Below are 17,032 nucleotides of genomic sequence, written 5' to 3' on the forward strand. Positions count from 1 at the left end.
ATGACCTCCACCGTCGCCTGGCCGTCCCTCCGCCGCAATCTGGTGGCGATCCTGCGTGGCATCAAGCCCGAAGAGATCGAGGCTGCCGTGGACGCTCTTGTCAACGCTGGTTTCGAGGCGATCGAGGTCCCGTTGAACTCTCCGGAACCCTTCGTCTCGATCGAGAAGGCGCGGAAGCTGGCGCCCGCCAATGTTCTGATCGGCGCAGGCACCGTCCTGGAAGTCGCTCAGGTGGACCGCCTCAATGATGTTGGTGGCAACTTGCTGGTGACGCCGAATGTGGAGCCTGATGTGATCCGTCGCGCTGTCGGCCACGGGATGGTCACCATGCCCGGCGTCTTCACGGCAACGGAAGCGCTTCTAGCCGCGAAAAGCGGTGCGGCCGCGCTAAAATTCTTCCCGGCGAGCGCACTGGGTCCGGGTGGCATTTCCGCAGTCAAGGCTATTCTGCCGGCTAACCTGCTGGTTGGCGCTGTGGGCGGTGTCTCGGAGAATAACTTCGCCGACTACTGGAAAGTGGGTGTTCGCGCTTTTGGCTTGGGCACCAGCCTTTACAGGCCAGGTGATTCGGCATCGTCGATCGGCGAAAAGGCCTTGAAGGCCGCCGCTGCCTACGATGCGTTGAAGGCCTAATGGCCTGAGCTGAAGTCTAGGCAGACCCGACCGCCGCCGGTACACGGCGGCGTTGTCGCGCCTCGGTGTGACATATGTCACTCACCGAGCGAATTATTCGGCCGTCGCCGCATTTTCACCAAACCAGCGCCCCTTTTTGCGATAATGTATAACCAACTTGGTTGGCGCGATGCGCCAAAAGGTCCGGTCAGACGCATTGACCCCTTACCCCCAGCCCCCCAATGCTTCGGGCCGGACCGCACCAGGTTCTAGAATTTCCTCAACCAGAGACTGTTGTGCCGTCCCATCATGACGGTTGCGCCGACAATACCCGATGGGTTGCCCTCTTCGTCCGCGCCTTGCAGTAGAACAGCACATCCATCACTTTTGTCCGAACTGATCGCCCGCGCCGGAAGAGTTATATCGAGCGGCTCGCCGTTCCAGAGACCCACTGTCTGAACGTCAGTGACACTGTGCCAGTAATCCATGCTCTTACCGACATTTTCGCCCTTGAGCATTTCCACCGTCTGATGTTCGCGAAAATACACCACCACGACATTGGCCTTGCCGATACCGCTGCCGACCGAGATGGCCAGTTGATCCCCGTTTTGCCTGGCCTTCACCGGAACCACGAGACCTTTGCCACTGCTGCGCATCCCCTCAAGGCGACGGTTGATCTCGGTCGCATCCGTACCTTTCAGATGATCGCGGCCGTTCAGCACGGCTTGCGGCGTGTAGACGCCACTACGACCGAATGTTTTGGCATAGGCATATTGCCGCTCGGTATTTTCCGGCGTGCCCAAAGTGTCCGCCCATCCGAGATAATTCCAATAGTCGACGTGATAGGAAAGCGCGACGATATTACCCTGACGCACCAGTTGCTCGAAGGCGCGATCTGCAGGAGGGCACGACCGGCAGCCTTGCGAGGTGAAGAGTTCGATAACGCCCTTCGGCTGTACGAAGCTATCGGCAAAGGCCTGAAAGGGCAGAAGCGCCAACGCCATCGCCACTGCAGATTTGGCGGCCCGATTGATGCACTGGCGTTTGGAAACGGCTTGCATGGTCACCTGCAGCATTCGTCTGACTTTTGCCTTCATCCCTGATGGTGCACTTGATAGACCCTTACACCCTGTGCGCAAAGTCACGATGGGGTGAAACTTTCGTCACAACGGCGGTCGCCAAGATCGGCACAAAAAGGCCGCCGGTACCCCGGCGGCCTCTCAAAGCAAAGCACAAAACAATCAGGCAGCGAGGTCGCGCAGAACAGTCTGCAGAATGCCGCCATTGTTCATGTAGGTCACTTCGTCGAGCGTATCGATGCGGCAGAGCAGCGGTACCTCCTTCACGGTGCCGTCGGAGTAGGTGATCTTCGCGATCTTCTTCTCGCGCGGCTTGATATCCCCTTCCAAACCCTCGATCGTGACGACCTCGTCGCCCTTGAGGTTCAGCGAAGCCCAGGTCGTGCCTTCCTCGAAGGTGAAGGGCACGACGCCCATGCCGACGAGATTCGAGCGGTGAATACGCTCGAAGGATTGTGCGATGACTGCCTTGACGCCGAGCAGGTTGGTGCCCTTGGCAGCCCAGTCACGCGACGAGCCGTTGCCGTATTCGACGCCTGCAAAGATGACGAGCGGAACGCCCTCTTGTTTGTACATCATCGCCGCATCGTAGATCGACAGCTCTTCCTTCGACGGATAGTGGACGGTGTAGCCACCTTCCTTGCCGTTCGGGCCGAGCATGTGGTTGCGGATGCGGATGTTGGCGAAGGTGCCGCGCATCATGACTTCGTGGTTACCACGGCGTGTGCCGTACTGGTTGAAATCCGCCACTGCGACGCCATTGCCTGTCAGATAAGCGCCAGCCGGGGAAGCCGCCTTGATCGAACCAGCCGGAGAAATGTGGTCGGTGGTGATCTTGTCGCCGAAGAGACCGAGGACGCGGGCGCCGTTGATGTTCTTCAGGCCCGAGCCTGTCTTGCCCATGCCGACGAAGTAGGGCGGGTTCTGCACATAGGTCGACTTGTCATCCCAGGCATAGGTCTGGCCTGCGGGGACCTGAACGGCCTGCCAGTTCTCGTCGCCCTTGAACACGTCTGCGTACTTAGATTCGTAGAGTTCGCGGGTAACGTATTTCAGGATGAATTCCTGGATCTCGTGCGAAGTCGGCCAGATATCCTTCAAGTAGACCGGGTTGCCGTTCTGGTCTTCACCGAGCGGCTCAGTGGTAAGATCCTTCTGCACGGTACCGGCAAGCGCATAGGCAACGACCAGCGGCGGCGATGCCAGGTAGTTTGCCTGCACGTCCGGAGAGATACGACCTTCAAAGTTGCGGTTGCCCGAGAGCACGCCGGCCGTGATCAGGCCCTTGTCGTTGATGGTCTTGGAAATCGGCGCCGGCAGCGGTCCGGAATTGCCGATGCAGGTGGTGCAGCCAAAGCCGACGAGGTTGAAGCCCAGCGCATCCAGCGAAGTCTGCAGGCCCGACTTGGCGAGATATTCGCCAACAACCTGGGATCCAGGTGCTAGCGACGTCTTCACCCACGGCTTCGTCTTCAGGCCTTTGGCAACAGCGTTTCGAGCGAGCAGACCAGCGGCAATCAGAACGCTCGGGTTCGAGGTGTTGGTGCAGGAGGTAATAGCGGCAATCGCCACATCGCCATGACCCAGATCGAAATCCGTGCCTTCCACCGCATAACGGTTGGTCAACTGACCAGGCTTCTTGTAGTCGCCTTCAAGAGCCGTTGCGAAGTTCGGCGCAATGGTTTCGAGCGGCAGGCGCCCTTCCGGACGCTTCGGGCCGGCCATTGACGGCACGACGTCACCGAGATCGAGTTCGAGCGTGTCGGTGAAGACGAGGTCCGAGCCATCGCCGTCGCGCCACATGCCCTGCGCCTTGGAATAGGCTTCAACGAGGGCGATGCGGTCCTTTGTGCGGCCCGACATGGTCAGATAATTGATGGTTTCGCCATCAACAGGGAAAAAGCCGCAGGTCGCGCCGTATTCCGGGCCCATGTTGCCGATGGTTGCACGGTCTGCGAGCGACATCGAATCAAGGCCGGAGCCGAAGAATTCGACGAACTTCGAGACAACGCCCTTCTTGCGCAGCATCTGCACGACGGTGAGCACGAGGTCGGTCGCGGTGACGCCTTCCTTCACCTTGCCGGTGAGCTTGAAGCCGATGACTTCGGGCAGCAGCATGGAGACCGGCTGGCCGAGCATAGCGGCTTCGGCTTCGATACCGCCAACGCCCCAGCCGAGAACGCCGAGACCGTTGATCATCGTGGTATGGCTGTCGGTGCCGACGCAGGTGTCTGGATAAGCCGTGGTTTCGCCATCCTCATCCTTGGTCCAGACGGTCTGGCCGAGGTATTCCAGATTGACCTGGTGACAGATGCCGGTGCCGGGCGGCACGACCCGGAAGTTCTTGAATGCCTGCTGGCCCCACTTTAGGAAGCGATAGCGCTCGCCGTTGCGCTCGTATTCAAGCTCGACATTTCGGGCAAAGGCCGTTGGCGTGCCGAATTCGTCGACGATAACAGAGTGGTCGATAACCAGGTCGACGGGAACCAGCGGGTTGATCTTTTCCGGATCACCACCGAGATTGACCATGGCGTCGCGCATGGCAGCAAGGTCAACGACGGCGGGAACGCCGGTGAAGTCCTGCATCAGAACGCGAGCCGGGCGGTAAGCGATTTCCGCTTCGGTCAGACCCTTGTTGACGAGCCATTCGGCAACAGCTTGAATGTCCTTCTTGGTGACCGAGCGGCCATCCTCGTTGCGGAGAAGATTCTCCAGCAGGACCTTCATCGAGTAGGGAAGTTTCGAGACCCCCGCCAGGCCATTCGCTTCGGCTTTCGGAATGCTGTAATAGACGTAGTCTTTGCCGTCGACGGTCAGAACCGACCGGCAATTGAAGCTGTCGAGAGATTTAGCCACGGATAGAAACCCCGCTTAAACTGATAGCCAACACATTCGTGCGGACGCCTATGCACTTCATGCACATCAGGATGCGGGTACGACCATTTCCGCTGTCCGCCCGTGGAAATCGCTTCTGGCGATCTTCAAGTTCGGCACAAGGATGAACTTCACGCCGGCCGCTGGCGTGGTTGCAGGTCTTATAGATAATTTCTAAGAAAGGTGCCAGACCGACGAAGGGCGAAAACCGAGATTTTTTATGAGGCAGGCCTCATCCTGCCGGAAAGCGCACATGATCAGGCTGGTCGCCGATGCTCTGTCTGCCCGAAGGGGCGAAGATCTGATTTTTACTAATATTTCCTTTACCTTGGCAGCAGGAGAGGCGCTTGTTCTGACGGGACGAAACGGCTCGGGAAAATCGACTTTGCTGCGCGTTATCGCCGGCCTTTTGTTGCCGGAAGCGGGCGAAGCCCGGTGTCACGTGGTAGGTGAGGAAGGGGTAAGACCCGCCCGCGAATTCAGTCATTATCTCGGTCACCGCAACGGGATGAAGCGCGAACTGACGGTTCTGGAAAACCTGCAATTCTGGAAACAATATCTCGGCGACGTCGGCCAGGGTCTGAGCCTGAGCATTCAGGACGCCGCCTCGGCCGTCGACCTCGCTGGAATTCTGCACCTCCCTTATGGATATCTCTCGGCCGGTCAGCAACGCCGATTCGCGATGGCACGACTGCTGGTCGCAAACCGTCCGATCTGGATATTGGACGAGCCGACAGCGGCACTCGACAGCCGGGCCGACCGCATGTTCGAGGACCTCGTTCGGCAACACCGAAGGTCAGGCGGCATCGTCCTTGCCGCCACCCACCAGCCGCTCGGCATGGAGGGTGCCCAGACGCTGGAAATGAAGGGCTTCGAGTTCCACGATCTGGAGCCGCTGGCATGATGGCGCTTTTCCTTCGCGACCTCAAGCTATCGGTGCGTTCCGGCGGCGGTGCCTTGATCGGGGTCCTGTTCTTCATGACGGTGGTCGCCGTCATACCGTTCGGCGTTGGCCCCGATCTCAATCTGCTGGCGCGTATCGGCCCCGCCATCGTCTGGATCGGCGCCCTGCTCTCCGCCCTTCTTGGTCTCGATCGTCTGTTTCAGGCCGAGCGCGACGATGGCTCTCTGGACATCCTTCTGATGCAGGAGACGCCGCTCGTTCTGACGGTCCTCGTCAAGTGTCTGGCTCACTGGGTTGCGACAGGTTTGCCACTCGTCATTGCCTCGCCTCTGCTTGGCCTGTTCATGAACATGGATGAGGTGGCAATCGGGGCGGTCATGCTGACATTGCTCGTCGGCTCGCCTGCAATCACCTTCATTGGCGCAGCAGGTGCTGCGGTGGCCGTGGCCCTCCCCCGAGGTGGTTTGCTTGTGTCCATTCTGGTCTTGCCGCTCGCCATCCCCGTTCTCATCTTCGGCGTCAGCGCATCCTATGCGGCGGTCGAGGATCCGGCACCCTTCCTGCCGCCCTTCCTCTTCCTCGCCGCCATCACGCTTTTCTTTGCTGTGATCGGCCCCGTTGCGGCAGCGGCCGCGCTTCGCAATGCCGCGGATTAACGGGCGCCGGTTTGACCGTGATCAATTGCAGGCCAATGTGAGACAGGCTAGAAACGTAACATGACCGACAGCAGCCTTGCCTTCTCCAAGATCGGCGACCTCGCCAACCCGACACGCTTCCTGGCGCTTGTAGCCCGGATCCTACCGTGGCTGGCCGGCGTGACGCTCGTGCTCTTCGCGATCGGCCTCGTCATGAGCTTTACGACCGAAGGGGATTATCAGCAGGGTGACACGGTCCGGATCATGTATGTGCACGTGCCTGCGGCATGGCTCTCGATGATGTGTTATTCCGTGATGGCGCTGTCTGCGATCGGCACGCTGGTCTGGCGCCATCCCTTGGCGGATGTCAGCCACAAGGCGGCAGCACCGCTCGGCGCCGGATTCACCTTGATCGCGCTCGTGACAGGGTCACTCTGGGGTAAGCCCATGTGGGGAACCTGGTGGGTCTGGGATGCCCGCCTGACCTCCGTCTTCGTGCTCTTCCTGATGTATCTCGGCCTGATCGCCTTCAACCGCGCCATGGATGACCCGTCTCGTGCGGCGCGCGTCAGCTCGGTGCTGATCCTTATCGGCTTCGTCAACATCCCGATCATCAAGTTTTCGGTCGACTGGTGGAATACGCTGCACCAACCGGCAAGCGTCATGCGTCTTGATGGCCCGACCATCGATCCTGAATTCCTCTGGCCGCTTCTGGTCATGGCAATCGCCTTTACCTGTCTGTTCTTCACTCTGCATCTGATGGCCATGCGCAACGAGATCTGGCGCCGCCGCGTCACCGCCCAGCGTCGCATGGCCGCCCGCCAGGCCAACCGGGAGCAAGCGGCATGAGCCACGCCTTCTATGTCTTTGGATCCTACGGTCTCGCCGCCGGCATCTGCCTCGGGCTGACGCTGTGGACCTATCTCGACGGTCGAGCACGCCAGGCAGAACTCAAGCTTCTTGAAGCCCAGGGAATACGCAGAAGGTCACAGGCGACAGCGCCGCAGGACCCTGCCGCATGACATCGTCCGAAAACACTCCGAAGCCCGCCGCGAAAGGCCGGATGCGCTACGTCATCGCAGCGCTCCCACTGCTGGTTTTCGCGGCACTGGCGATCGCGTTCGCCACTCAGCTCGAATCCGGACGCGACGTCTCGGAAATCCCGTCTGCGCTCCTCGGCACGAAGGCACCCGCTCTCGAACTCGCGGCACTTGAGGGGTCCGACCGGCCCGCACTCAACACTGCGGCCATTGCCGGCAAACTGACGCTCGTCAATGTCTTCGCCTCGTGGTGCGTCCCCTGCCGGGAAGAGCACCCCCTGCTCCTCGCCCTGTCGAAGGATCCGCGCATTACCCTTGTGGGCATCAACTACAAGGACCGCAACGACAACGCGCTGCGCTTCCTCGGAGAACTCGGTAACCCCTTTCAAGCCATCGGTGTAGATCCCAATGGCAAGGCTGCCATTGACTGGGGCGTCTACGGCATTCCGGAAAGCTATCTGGTCGCCCCGGATGGCACGATTCTGTTCAAGAAGGTCGGTCCTTTCGATCAGCAGTCGATCGACACGCAGTTGATGCCAGCGGTCGAGAAGGCCTTGGCCGGCTCCTGAGGGATCACACCCCGCCTTGCCACACCTTGACCGCCTCAATGGGCCAGACCAGCATCAGGACGTTGAGGGTCAGGTTGTCCCTGATGACCAGCGCGGTCAGGATCTCGAAGCCAATGGCGATGGCAATGGTGAGCCACACCGGCGCTCGGGCCGCAAAGAAAAAGCCGGCAATCATCGATACCATATCGATCCCTGAATTCAGGATACTGTCACCCGTGTAGCCGATGGCCATGGTGGCGGTACGATAGCGATCTATCACGATCGGCGAGTTTTCCAGGATCTCCCAACCCGCTTCGATCAGAGCGGAGAGCGCGAGCCGAGCCGCAACCGGCTTGCGCCGCAGGATCAACCAGCCAAGGCCATAAAAGAGAAAGCCGTGAATGATGTGCGAGGGCGTGTACCAGTCAAACAAGTGCTGAGAGTTCCCAGGTGTATTCACGCCGGCCTCGAACAGCTTCACATAGCCACACTCGCAAATCCAGATGCGGCCCATCAGGTACTGCGACAGCACCTGAACCAGAATGATGAGCGCGGTCACCACCAGCCAGAAACGGGTTGAAAAATGGTTATCCGTCTGGCTGGTCATCGCGGTCATTTCTCGTCCTTCTCGTCCAGGGAGTGCTTCATGATCAGCGGCATCTGCGCAAGTGTGAATAGGATGGTGATCGGCATAGTGCCCCAGACCTTGAAGCTCACCCAGACATCGTCGGAAAAATTGCGCCAGACCACTTCGTTGAGAACGGCAAGAAACAGGAAAAAGACACCCCAGCGCAGGGTCAGCTTCTTCCAGCCTTCTGCATCAAGTTGGAATGCCGCGTTGAAGACATAACCGAGCAGCGAGGTGCCGAAGGCGAGGCCGCCGAGAAGGACGACGCCGAACAGCGTGTTGACGATTGTCGGCTTCATCTTGATGAAGGTCTCGTCCTGCAGCCAGATGGAAAGGCCACCGAAAACCATCACGACCACACCCGAAACCAGCGGCATCACAGGCAGATGCTTGAAGACGATCTTCGAAACCAGAAGCGAGATCACCGTCGCGGCCATGAAGAGGGCGGTTGCGATCAACAGCGGGCCCCCTATGGCAGTCAGTTCAGGAAATGTCCGCGACAGCCATTCCCCACGTAGATTGCCGAAGAAAAACACCATCAACGGGCCGAGTTCCAGCGCCATCTTCAACAGCGGATGCTGCTTGTCGGCCTTTGAGGCGTGGGTATCGGTCGATGCGTCCGACATAAGTCTCATCCTTGAAGTTGTTGCGCCTCAGCGCGCGATCCCGGCGATGGCACTGGCAAAATCTTCCGCCTCGAAAGGCTCCAGATCGTCGATCCCCTCGCCGACACCGATGAAATAGACAGGCAGTTTGTGCTTGGCCGCAATAGCAACGAGAATACCGCCACGCGCCGTCCCGTCGAGCTTGGTCATGATCAGGCCGTTGACCCCCGCAATGTTTCGGAAGATCTCGACCTGTTGCAGGGCATTCTGGCCTGTCGTCGCGTCGAGCGTCTGCAACACGGTATGCGGCGCATCCGGATCGAGCTTGCCGAGAACGCGGACGATCTTTTCGAGTTCCGCCATTAGTTCTGCCTTGTTTTGCAGGCGACCGGCGGTGTCGATGATCAGGACGTCGGCCTTGTCGGCCTTGGCTTTTTCGAATGCTTCATAGGCCAAGCCTGCCGCATCGGCGCCGAGCTTGGTGCCGATAAAGGTCGAACCGGTGCGATCGGCCCAGATCTTCAACTGCTCGATGGCCGCTGCACGGAAGGTATCGCCGGCCGCGAGCATCACCTTCAGCCCCGAGCCCGAAAGCTTGGCGGCGAGCTTGCCAATCGTCGTGGTTTTGCCGGTGCCGTTGACGCCAACGACAAGGATCACGTGCGGCTTGTGGCTCAGATCAAGCGCCAGTGGCTTGGCGACCGGTTTCAGCACCTTGACGATCTCTGTCGCCATGATCTTGGTGACGTCGTCGCCGGTCACATCCTTGCCATAGCGCTCGGAGGCCAGCGTGTCCGTGACGCGCAGCGCCGTTTCGACGCCGAGGTCGGCCTGGATCAGCAGGTCTTCCAGCTCCTCCAGCGTCTCGTCGTCCAGCTTGCGCTTGGTGAAGAGAGCGGAGATCTGGCCGGTCAGTTGCGAGGAGGTGCGAAATAGGCCGGCCTTCAGGCGCTGGAACCAGCTCAGCTTTTCGGCCGGGGCAGCGGCCTCGGGCTCCGGCGCTCTCGCCTCAGCGGTGGCGAAACCCTTGGGCAGCAAGGGGACCACGGGCCCTAAGGCTAAATCCGAGACGGCTTCATTTTCTGCTTCCGGCTCGTCGGCGGTCGCGGACTCAGCTTCGGCCTTCTCTTCCTCGGCTTCCGCCTCGAGCAGTTCGAGCGGCACCATCGAGAGATCTTCAGGTGACAGATCGTCGGATGGACCGCCGGCCGTTTCCATCTCCTCCACGAGAACCGGATCTTCGGCCAGAGGCAGGTCTTCGAAGCGATCCTTCGGCTCGCTTTCCGCCGAAATCGCCACCTCTTCCTCGGCCGTCAACTCCGCCGGCACCGTCGGCGTTTCTGCGGGCTTCTCCTTGCCGAAGGTGAAGACTTTCTTGATGAAGCCGAGGGCCATGGTCACTCTATTCCGTCTGTCAGGCAGCCGCGCTTGCCGCTGCCGATGCAATCGTCAGATGGCGGCCCGTATGGCCACCGATCGAAACCTCGACAAGGCTGCCCGGTTTCATGCCGGGCGCTGCGACGAGGGTGAAGTCTTCCGTATGCGCCATTTCGTTGCGCTCGACCAGCAGCTTCTGGCGCGTGCCGACATGCGCGGCGAGATGGATAGCCTGCAATCGATCGGCGACGGCCCGAAGTTCTGCGGCGCGTGCCTTGACGACCGCCCGGTCGAGCTGCGGCATGCGGGCTGCCGGCGTGCCCGGGCGCGGGCTGTAGGGGAAGACATGCAGATGCGCGATGCCGATCTCCTCGGCGAGGCTGGCGGAGTTTGCCGCCATTTCCTCGGTCTCCGTCGGGAAACCGGCGATCATGTCGGCGCCGAAGGCAAAGCCGGGGCGCAAGCGCCGGACCTGTTCGGCAAAGGCAATCGCATCGGCGCGCGAATGCCGCCGCTTCATGCGCTTCAGGATCATGTCGTCGCCATGCTGCAGCGATAGATGCAGATGCGGCATGAAACGCGGCTCATCGGCAATCAGGTCGAAGAGATGGCTGTCTGCCTCGATGCTGTCGATCGAGGAGAGGCGCAGGCGCAGGATTTCCGGCACCTGCTTGAGCAGTGTCTTGGCGAGAAGGCCGAGCGTCGGATTGCCGGGCAGGTCGGCGCCATAACTCGTCGCATCCACGCCGGTCAGCACCACCTCGCGATAGCCGTTTTCGACGAGCTTGCGCGCCTGCTCGACGACGGCGCCCATCGGCACGGAACGTGAATTTCCGCGGCCAAAGGGGATGATGCAGAAGGTGCAGCGGTGATCGCAGCCGTTCTGCACCTGCAGGAAGCCGCGTACATGACCATCGATATGCGCCACCATCTGCGGCGCCGTCTCGGTCACGCTCATGATGTCGTTGACGGCCACCTTTTCTTCCGCCGAGACGCCAAAATCCGGCAGGCGGCGATAGTGTTCGGCCTTGAGCTTTTCCTCATTGCCGAGGACAGCGTCGACCTCGGGCATATCAGCGAAGTTTTGTGCTTCCGTCTGGGCGGCGCAGCCGGTCACGATGATACGGGCTTCCGGGTTCTCCCGGCGCGCACGTCGGATCGCCTGGCGGGCCTGGCGCACGGCCTCCGAGGTGACCGCACAGGTGTTGACGAGGATCGCGTTTTCGAGGCCGGCCTTGGCGGCTTCGGCCTTCATGACCTCGGATTCATAGGTGTTCAGGCGACAGCCGAAGGTGATGACCTCGACGGCGCCTTTTTGCTCAGACGTCACGGGGTGGCGGCCTCTGCCTGCCCGCTCTCGTCACGCTGCCAGTCCCCGGTCGTAGGATTAACCGTGCCGGACCATTCCCATTCGGCGGGACCGGTCATTACGACCTTGTCATCTGGTCGCCAGTCGATGGTCAGCGTGCCGCGATTGGGGCTCGACGCCACCGTGATCGTCACCTTGCGCTCGGTGCGGCCGGTACGAGCCGCAGAGACGCCGGCGGCACAGGCGGCAGAGCCGCAGGCGAGCGTCAGGCCGGCGCCGCGTTCCCAGGTACGCGTCACCATGGATGTCTTCGAGGTCACCTGGGCCAGGGTGATATTGGCCTTTTCCGGGAAGATCGGATGGTTTTCCAGGAGCGGCCCAAAGCGTTCCAGATCATAGGTCATCGGATCGCGATCGACCCAGAAAACGGCATGCGGATTGCCCATCGACATGGCCGAGGGCGAATGCAGGATCGGCGCGTCGATCGGGCCGATCTGCAGCTCGATGCGGCTGGTGTCGTGGAATTCTTCAGACAGCGGGATCTTGTCCCAGGCAAAGACCGGCTTACCCATGTCGACGGAGATCGTCCCGTCCTGATGCTCGACGGCGTTGAGGATGCCGGCGATGGTCTGGAAGGTGAAGCTCTTGCGACCTGTTTCGCTGGCCAGTGCCTGTACCACGCAGCGCGTGCCATTGCCGCAGGCCTGCGCCTTCGAGCCATCGCAGTTCAGGATGTCGATATAGGCGTCGGTGCCGTCGAGCTTCGGATCGTGGATCGCCATGATCTGGTCAAAGACGGTCGCGGGATCGGCGGCGAGCGCAATCGCGGCAGCCGGCGTCACCCGGTCGGTGCGACCGCGCATGTCGACGACCAGGATCTTGTTGCCAAGCCCGTTCATCCTCGCGAATTCGACCCGATCCGACATCGTCACTCCAGCAAGCTGCATTTTCAGCCTATATGGCGGAAATGCAAGCGAATTACCAGTAGAGCGGCCAAAACCACGCGTGCATGGTCAACGCCATGGTTCGGTTACCTCAAGCCATTCCCGGGTTCGCGCCTCAGGATCGGCATGCAAGGTAATGTCTGTCACCACCGCCGCACTGTCAGCACCTGCCGCAAAGACGCCGGGTAGCCGGTCGGGACGAAGACCACCGATCGCGACCAGGGGCAGGGGCCTGATCCTTTCCTTCCACACCGTCAGCCGTTCCAGACCCTGCGGCGCCCAGGGCATTTTTTTCAGGACCGTCGGATAGACGGGGCCGAGAGCGACATAGTCAGGCTTGGCAGCCAGCGCCGTTTCGAGCTCGGCCTTTTCATGGGTCGAGAGGCCGAGCTTCAGGCCTGCGCTGCGGATGGCTGCGAGGTCTGCCGTTGCCAGATCCTCCTGGCCGAGATGGATAAAGCCGCAGGCCTCGTCGATGGCGATCTGCCAGTAGTCGTTGACGATGAGGTGGCAGCCGTGGTCGGCGCAGCATTGCCGGGCGCGGCGGATGTGCTGGCGAAGCACGCTTTCCTCGGCGTCCTTCATCCGCAGCTGCACCAGCTTGACCCCCAGCGGCACCAGCCGCTCGATCCAGTCTGCATTGTCCACGATGAGGTAGAAGGGATCGAGCTTCATACGAAGACCCCCTTTCCGATGACGGGTGTTGACGGTACCGCCATGTCGCGCGGTTCCAGCATACCGGCTTGACGGGCGATTTGTCCTGCCTCGATCGCCTTGGCAAAAGCCTCTGCCATCGCGGCCGGATCACCGGCCGAGGCAACAGCGGTGTTGAGCAACACGGCGTCATAGCCAAGCTCCATCACTGTTGTCGCATGGGAGGGGCGACCGATGCCGGCATCGACGATCAGCGGCACGTCGCGAAATTCCGCCCGCATGGATTTGAGCGCCGGCAGATTCTGCGGGCCCATGGCACTGCCAATCGGCGCGCACCATGGCATCAGAACACGGCATCCGGCGGCGAGCAGCTTTTCCCCGACCACCAGATCGTCTGTCGTGTAGGGGAAAACCTCGAAGCCCTCGGAACCGAGGATCTTCGCCGCTTCCACGAGTTCGAAAACGTCAGGCTGCAGCGTGTCGTGATGGCCGATCACCTCAAGCTTGATCCAGGTAGTGCTGAAGACCTCGCGCGCCATCTTTGCCGTCAGCACCGCCTCTCGGGCGCTGTGGCAGCCGGCGGTGTTGGGCAGGACATGCACACCGAGATCGCGGATCAGCTGGAAGAAGGCCCCGCCCGCCTTGCCGCCTGCGGTCTCCCGGCGCAGCGAGACAGTGACGATCTCGGTCTTCGAGCGCCGAACGGCTTCGGCCAGGATCGCAGGCGAGGGGTAGCGCGCGGTGCCGAGCAAGAGGCGCGAGGAGACTGCCTTGCCATAGAGTTCCAGGGCCATCTCAGCCTCCCTGCATGGGCGAAAGGATCTCGATCCGATCGCCCTCCTTCAAGTGATGCGTGGATCGCTCCTCGCGATGAACCAGCTCGCCATTGACGGCGGTTGCCAGCCAGTCGCCCTCGTAGTCGAGCTTTGCGAGCAGATCGGCCAGATTACCGGCATCGAGCTCCAGGGCTTCTCCGTTGACGGTGAGCTTCATGCGGTCCTCCTTCGCTCAGAAGCGTCCAACTTCGTCAGCCTTTCCGCCGCCTCGCGCGCCAGGGCCGGTGCCAGCAGAAAGCCGTGGCGGTGCATACCGGCCACTGCCAGGCCTTCGGAGGTGTCGATAAGGCGGGGCACATTGTCCGGGAAAGCCGGGCGGATGCCGGTGCCGGTTTCCACGATGCGCGCCTCGGCAAAGGCCGGGTGCAGCGCATAGGCGGTGTTGAGCAGCTCCATCATCGAGCGCGCGGTGATCGGCCCGTCGTCGTCAGTCTCGATCATGGTCGCGCCCAGCATGAACAGTCCGTTGCCGCGCGGCACGATGTAGAGGGGGTGGCGGGGATGCAGGAGGCGCACGGGACGGGAGAGGGCAACATCGCCTGTTTCCAGATAGAGCATCTCTCCGCGCACACCGCGTAATCCTTCGATCTCGCCGATCGCCTGTGGTCCCCGGCAATCGACGGTCGTTGAATAGCCTACAGCCTCGTCCGCCTCCTCCCCAAAGCGGAAGGAAACACCGAGCCTCCGTGCGGCTTCATACAGACCCCGCAAGGCCTGGCGTGGATGAAGATGCGCCTCCTCTGAAAAGAAGAGGCCGGTGCCGAAACAGCCTTTGAGATCCGGCTCAAGCTCTGCGATCTCGTCCGCGCCCAGCCAGCGATGGCCGCGCGTGCGGGTCGCAAAGCGCTTGAGGTCGGCGAGATCGCGGGGATTAGCCAGCACAAGCGTGCCCCGGCGCTGGACGAGACCCGGCACGGCCTCGTCCCACCAGTCGGCAGCGGCAAGACCCGATGTCAGCACGATCTCTTCCGCCGCCTCCCGCTCGCAATAGGGGGCGAGCATGCCGCCCGCCCAATGGGAGGCGCCAAGCCCGATATCGGCCCGGCGCTCCACGACCTCGACGGCGATACCCCTGCGCGCCAGTTCCAGCGCCGTCGCCAGCCCCGCGACACCGGCGCCCTTCACCAGAACGGTCATGGCCGCTCTCCCGTTTCGAGCGCTGCGACCTCGTCCGCCGTCATGTAGAGATCGCCGCCGGCGCGGTATTTCTCCGCCATGGCGGTCAGGCCCTCCTTCTGGGCCTCGGCGCGGATGTCATGCGAGATGCGCATCGAGCAGAATTTCGGCCCGCACATCGAGCAGAAATGCGCCACCTTGTGCGCCTCCTTCGGCAGCGTCTCGTCATGCATGGAGCGCGCCGTTTCCGGGTCGAGCGACAGGTTGAACTGGTCTTCCCAGCGGAATTCGAAGCGGGCGCGGGAAAGCGCATCGTCGCGCAGCTGCGCTGCCGGATGCCCCTTGGCGAGGTCGGCGGCATGGGCCGCAATCTTGTAGGTGATGACGCCGGTCTTCACGTCGTCGCGGTCGGGCAGACCCAGATGCTCCTTCGGCGTCACATAGCAGAGCATCGCCGTACCGAACCAGCCGATCATCGCCGCCCCGATGCCGGAGGTGATGTGGTCGTAGCCGGGTGCAATATCCGTCGTCAGCGGCCCCAGCGTATAGAAGGGGGCCTCGCCGCAGGTCTTCAGCTGCTTGTCCATGTTCTCCTTGATCTTGTGCATGGGAACATGGCCGGGGCCTTCGATCATCACCTGGCAATCCTTCTCCCAGGCAATCTTGGTCAGCTCACCCAGCGTCTCCAGTTCGGCAAACTGGGCGGCATCATTGGCATCGGCGATCGAGCCGGGGCGCAAGCCATCGCCCAGCGAGAAGGAGACATCATAAGCGCGGCAGATGTCGCAGATCTCCTCGAAATGCTCGTAGAGGAAGCTCTCCTTGTGATGATGCAGACACCACTTGGCCATAATCGAACCACCGCGCGAAACGATGCCGGTCACGCGGTTGACGGTCAGCGGGATGTAATGCAGCCGCACGCCGGCATGGATGGTGAAGTAGTCGACGCCCTGTTCGGCCTGCTCGATCAGCGTGTCGCGATAGACCTCCCAGGTCAGGTCTTCGGCGATGCCGCCGACCTTTTCCAGCGCTTGGTAGAGCGGCACGGTGCCGATCGGCACGGGTGAATTGCGCAGGATCCAGTCGCGGATGTTGTGAATGTTGCGGCCGGTCGAGAGATCCATGACCGTATCGGCCCCCCAGCGAATCGCCCAGACCATCTTCTCGACTTCCTCGGCCATGGAAGAGGTGACGGCGGAATTTCCGATATTGGCGTTGATCTTCACCAGGAAGTTCCGGCCGATGATCATCGGCTCCAGTTCGGGATGATTGATGTTGGCCGGGATGATCGCCCGGCCCGAGGCGATCTCCTGGCGGACGAATTCCGGCGTCACGTGATCGGGGATCGCGGCGCCGAAACTCTCGCCGTCGCGGACAAGCGCTTCCCTTGCAGCCTTCCGGCCAAGGTTTTCGCGGATCGCCACATATTCCATTTCCGGCGTGATGATGCCGGCGCGGGCATAGGCAAGCTGGGTCACCGCCTTGCCGCCTGTTGCGCGCAGTGGACGATGATTCACGGGAAACATCGGAGTCAGCTTATCGGCCGAGACGAAGCCGTTGTCCTCGGGCTTCACGGCACGCCCGTCATAGGCCTCGACATCCCCGCGTGCCTCCACCCAGGCTATCCGGTGCCGGGCAAGCCCCTGGTCGATGGCGATGGTCGCCTGCGGGTCGGTATAGGGGCCTGATGCGTCATAGACATTTACGGGCGGTTCGCCGGAGGTCGGGTGCAGCGCGATCTGGCGCAGGGGCACGCGAATGTCAGGGTGCATGTCCCCTGCCAACAAGATCTTGGTCGAAGCGGGTAGTGGCCCGGTGGTGACGTCGGGCTTTGAGAAGTTAGGGGCAATGTTCATCGTGGAGCTCCAAGT

At 61.5% G+C, this 17,032-nt stretch carries 18 protein-coding genes; 6 read left to right on the plus strand and 12 right to left on the minus strand.

What is annotated here, in order from left to right; all coding sequences use genetic code 11:
- On the plus strand, positions 1-633 hold the full coding sequence (locus FJQ55_RS16240) for a 2-dehydro-3-deoxy-6-phosphogalactonate aldolase (RefSeq protein ID WP_140829766.1): 633 nt from the start codon (positions 1-3) through the stop codon (positions 631-633).
- Positions 634-881: 248 nt separating this feature from the next.
- Here the strand turns inward: FJQ55_RS16240 and FJQ55_RS16245 are convergent, their stop codons facing one another.
- Both FJQ55_RS16245 and acnA read right to left on the minus strand, forming a co-directional pair.
- Positions 882-1,688 carry a DUF1223 domain-containing protein gene (locus FJQ55_RS16245; protein WP_246085163.1) on the minus strand — a complete coding sequence of 269 codons (807 nt, stop codon included), beginning with the start codon at positions 1,686-1,688 and terminating at the stop codon, positions 882-884.
- A gap of 165 nt (positions 1,689-1,853) precedes the next feature.
- On the minus strand, positions 1,854-4,547 hold the full coding sequence (gene acnA / locus FJQ55_RS16250) for an aconitate hydratase AcnA (RefSeq protein ID WP_140829769.1): 2,694 nt from the start codon (positions 4,545-4,547) through the stop codon (positions 1,854-1,856).
- 274 nt (positions 4,548-4,821) lie between these two features.
- Here acnA and ccmA point away from each other — a divergent pair, with 274 nt between their 5' ends.
- The 5 genes from ccmA to FJQ55_RS16275 are packed head-to-tail and all read left to right on the plus strand — an operon-like array spanning position 4,822 to position 7,713.
- Positions 4,822-5,469, plus strand: coding sequence for a heme ABC exporter ATP-binding protein CcmA (ccmA, locus tag FJQ55_RS16255; protein WP_140830063.1), 648 nt, complete (start codon positions 4,822-4,824; stop codon positions 5,467-5,469).
- Positions 5,466-6,125 carry a heme exporter protein CcmB gene (ccmB, locus tag FJQ55_RS16260; RefSeq protein ID WP_140829771.1) on the plus strand — a complete coding sequence of 220 codons (660 nt, stop codon included), beginning with the start codon at positions 5,466-5,468 and terminating at the stop codon, positions 6,123-6,125. Before ccmA ends, ccmB begins: the two co-directional genes overlap by 4 nt.
- A 60-nt stretch (positions 6,126-6,185) precedes the next feature.
- Entirely contained in the window at positions 6,186-6,953 is a 768-nt protein-coding gene (locus FJQ55_RS16265; RefSeq protein ID WP_140829774.1) for a heme ABC transporter permease, read from the plus strand.
- Positions 6,950-7,126, plus strand: a complete 177-nt coding sequence (gene ccmD, locus FJQ55_RS16270) for a heme exporter protein CcmD (protein ID WP_140829776.1) — start codon at positions 6,950-6,952, stop codon at positions 7,124-7,126. Before FJQ55_RS16265 ends, ccmD begins: the two co-directional genes overlap by 4 nt.
- The gene (locus FJQ55_RS16275) at positions 7,123-7,713 is read left to right on the plus strand and encodes a DsbE family thiol:disulfide interchange protein (RefSeq protein WP_140829778.1); all 591 of its coding nucleotides are present in this window, start codon (positions 7,123-7,125) and stop codon (positions 7,711-7,713) included. Before ccmD ends, FJQ55_RS16275 begins: the two co-directional genes overlap by 4 nt.
- Before the next feature lie 4 nt (positions 7,714-7,717).
- On the opposite strand, the gene FJQ55_RS16280 is transcribed toward FJQ55_RS16275, so the two are convergent.
- From FJQ55_RS16280 to thiC, 10 genes are all read right to left on the minus strand, one after another.
- Entirely contained in the window at positions 7,718-8,308 is a 591-nt protein-coding gene (locus FJQ55_RS16280; RefSeq protein WP_425467540.1) for a DUF2585 domain-containing protein, read from the minus strand.
- Complete coding sequence (locus FJQ55_RS16285) at positions 8,305-8,946, minus strand: septation protein A (RefSeq protein WP_140829781.1); 642 nt, start codon at positions 8,944-8,946, stop codon at positions 8,305-8,307. The genes FJQ55_RS16280 and FJQ55_RS16285 overlap by 4 nt, the downstream gene beginning before the upstream one ends.
- Before the next feature lie 27 nt (positions 8,947-8,973).
- Positions 8,974-10,320, minus strand: coding sequence for a signal recognition particle-docking protein FtsY (gene ftsY, locus FJQ55_RS16290; RefSeq protein WP_140829783.1), 1,347 nt, complete (start codon positions 10,318-10,320; stop codon positions 8,974-8,976).
- A 19-nt stretch (positions 10,321-10,339) separates the two neighbouring features.
- Positions 10,340-11,632: a tRNA (N(6)-L-threonylcarbamoyladenosine(37)-C(2))-methylthiotransferase MtaB gene (gene mtaB / locus FJQ55_RS16295; RefSeq protein WP_140829784.1), complete on the minus strand. Its 1,293-nt coding sequence runs from the start codon at positions 11,630-11,632 to the stop codon at positions 10,340-10,342.
- Positions 11,629-12,537 (minus strand): diaminopimelate epimerase, encoded by a 909-nt coding sequence (gene dapF, locus FJQ55_RS16300; protein ID WP_140829785.1) that lies wholly within the window; start codon positions 12,535-12,537, stop codon positions 11,629-11,631. Before dapF ends, mtaB begins: the two co-directional genes overlap by 4 nt.
- An 87-nt stretch (positions 12,538-12,624) precedes the next feature.
- A complete protein-coding gene (locus FJQ55_RS16305; protein WP_140829787.1) occupies positions 12,625-13,230 on the minus strand; it encodes a thiamine phosphate synthase in 606 nt (201 codons plus the stop codon).
- Positions 13,227-14,003 (minus strand): thiazole synthase, encoded by a 777-nt coding sequence (locus tag FJQ55_RS16310; protein WP_140829788.1) that lies wholly within the window; start codon positions 14,001-14,003, stop codon positions 13,227-13,229. Before FJQ55_RS16310 ends, FJQ55_RS16305 begins: the two co-directional genes overlap by 4 nt.
- A gap of 1 nt (position 14,004) precedes the next feature.
- Positions 14,005-14,202 carry a sulfur carrier protein ThiS gene (gene thiS, locus FJQ55_RS16315; protein WP_140829789.1) on the minus strand — a complete coding sequence of 66 codons (198 nt, stop codon included), beginning with the start codon at positions 14,200-14,202 and terminating at the stop codon, positions 14,005-14,007.
- Positions 14,199-15,182, minus strand: a complete 984-nt coding sequence (gene thiO, locus FJQ55_RS16320) for a glycine oxidase ThiO (RefSeq protein WP_140829791.1) — start codon at positions 15,180-15,182, stop codon at positions 14,199-14,201. The genes thiS and thiO overlap by 4 nt, the downstream gene beginning before the upstream one ends.
- Positions 15,179-17,017, minus strand: a complete 1,839-nt coding sequence (gene thiC, locus FJQ55_RS16325; RefSeq protein WP_140829792.1) for a phosphomethylpyrimidine synthase ThiC — start codon at positions 17,015-17,017, stop codon at positions 15,179-15,181. The genes thiO and thiC overlap by 4 nt, the downstream gene beginning before the upstream one ends.
- Positions 17,018-17,032 lie beyond the last annotated feature (15 nt).

It is taken from the genome of Rhizobium glycinendophyticum (assembly GCF_006443685.1).
GTDB lineage: Bacteria > Pseudomonadota > Alphaproteobacteria > Rhizobiales > Rhizobiaceae > Allorhizobium > Allorhizobium glycinendophyticum.